Annotated in this window: 1 protein-coding gene and 1 pseudogene; one reads left to right on the forward strand and one right to left on the reverse strand. The window is 67.7% G+C overall.

Annotation, left to right across the window (positions count from 1 at the left end):
• A pseudogene (locus A5740_RS15080) lies at nucleotides 1–335 on the reverse strand (ATP-dependent DNA ligase); the annotation flags it as partial.
• Nucleotides 336–378: 43 nt separating this feature from the next.
• Between A5740_RS15080 and A5740_RS15085 the strand changes: the two are divergent.
• Nucleotides 379–1232 (forward strand): ATP-dependent DNA ligase (locus A5740_RS15085; protein WP_076195298.1); only part of this gene is annotated, 854 nt, incomplete at its 3' end.

Genomic DNA, 1232 nt, shown 5'->3' on the forward strand with positions numbered 1-1232 from the left:
CGGCTGGCCGCCGGATGGACGCGTTGCGACAGCGACTCCCAGTCCAACCGGATCCGGCCGTCGACCTCACGCGGCACCACCACTTCCCCGTCGAGCACGCACCGGCCGGCGAGCTCGTCACGCAACACGTCGAGCAGTTCGGGAAAATAGCGGCCGAGCTCTTTGCCGTTGCGTGACTGCAGCACCACCTCGTCGCCGTCACGGAACACCAGTGCCCGGAATCCGTCCCATTTCGGTTCGTAGGACCACACCCCAGCCTCGTCCGGCACTTTCACCTGCGCCTTGGCAAGCATCGGTTCGATGGGCGGCTGCACGGGCAAGTCCACGGGTTCCATACTCGGGTAGACCACCGCTGCGGGGCAATGTCATCGTGGGCAGATGGAGCTGCCCGTGATGCCACCGGTCTCGCCGATGCTGTCGAAACCTGTGCGTGAGATCCCGCCGGGCATGTCCTATGAGCCGAAATGGGACGGCTTCCGCACCATCTGCTTTCGTGACGGCGACGAAGTCGAATTCGGCAGCCGCAACGAACGCCCGATGACCCGGTACTTCCCCGAACTGGTGGCAGCGGCTCGCGCCGAACTACCGCAGCGATGCGTCGTCGACGGGGAGATCGTGATCGCGACCGGCACGGGCCTGGACTTCGAGGCACTGCAACTGCGCCTGCACCCGGCGGCCAGCCGCGTGACCATGCTCGCCGAGCAGACGCCGGCGGCGTTCATCGCGTTCGATCTGCTCGCCCTCGGCGACGACGATCTCACGGGGCGCGCGTTCAGCGAGCGTCGCGCCGCGCTGGTCGACGCGCTGGGCCCCGGCCCGTCGTTTCACGTCACGCCGGCCACGACCGACATCGCGACGGCACAACGCTGGTTCGACGAGTTCGAAGGGGCCGGCCTGGACGGCGTGATCGCCAAGCGGCTCGACGGCCCCTACCTGCCGGGCAAGCGGGAGATGGTCAAGGTCAAACACCACCGCGACGCGGACTGCGTGGCGATGGGTTACCGCATCCACAAGAGCGGCGAAGGTGTCGGGTCGATTCTGCTGGGCCTCTACCGGCCCGACGGTGAGCTGCAGATGGTCGGTGGCGCCGCGTCGTTCACCGCCAAGGATCGCCTCAAGTTGTTGGCCGAGCTGGAGCCGTTGCGGCTGGGCGACGAAGTGCGCGAAGGGGATCCGAGCCGGTGGAACTCCGCGGCCGACAAACGCTGGATTCCGGTGCGCCCCGAGCGGGT

Source organism: Mycobacterium sp. GA-1841, assembly GCF_001954135.1.
Classification (GTDB): domain Bacteria; phylum Actinomycetota; class Actinomycetes; order Mycobacteriales; family Mycobacteriaceae; genus Mycobacterium.